Raw genomic sequence first — 471 nt, forward strand, 5'->3', positions numbered from 1 at the left:
CGCGCGCAAGCATTACCACGGCCAGACCGGCCTGTTCCTGGTGGCGATCGACGCCAATGCACTTGGCGATGCCCTGCGCTGGGAGCGGTCGCGCAATGACGAGCTGTTTCCGCATCTCTATGGCGAACTCGATCTCGGCGCGGTCGTCGAGATCCTCGACCTGCGCGCGCGCTCCGACGGCGGCCACGACGTTCCGGAGCTCAAGCCGTGATCCGTGCCTTCGACGCTTTCTCGCTGCCGCTGCTGCGCTGGTTCGATCCCGAGGATGCCCATCGCATGGCGATCCAGGGCCTGAAGCTGCTGCCACCGATCCGGCAGCGGGTGGATGATCCCAAGCTCGCGGTGCGTGCCTTCGGGCTGAACTTTCCAAATCCGATCGGCATGGCGGCGGGCTTCGACAAGAGCGCCGAGGTGCCGGATGCGCTGCTGCGGCTCGGCTTCGGCTTTGTCGAGATCGGCTCGGTGACGCCG

Annotated in this window: 1 protein-coding gene and 1 pseudogene; both read left to right on the forward strand. The window is 66.7% G+C overall.

The window, feature by feature from the left end; genetic code table 11:
* Positions 1–211, forward strand: a 211-nt coding sequence (locus B2W55_RS29165; protein WP_291532693.1) for a DUF952 domain-containing protein, incomplete at its 5' end; no start/stop codon positions are given.
* Positions 208–471 (forward strand): annotated as a pseudogene (locus tag B2W55_RS29170) (dihydroorotate dehydrogenase (quinone)); the annotation flags it as partial. The gene B2W55_RS29165 and the pseudogene B2W55_RS29170, both read left to right, overlap by 4 nt.

The organism is Bradyrhizobium sp. UBA2491 (assembly GCF_002341725.1).
Classification (GTDB): Bacteria; Pseudomonadota; Alphaproteobacteria; order Rhizobiales; family Xanthobacteraceae; genus Bradyrhizobium.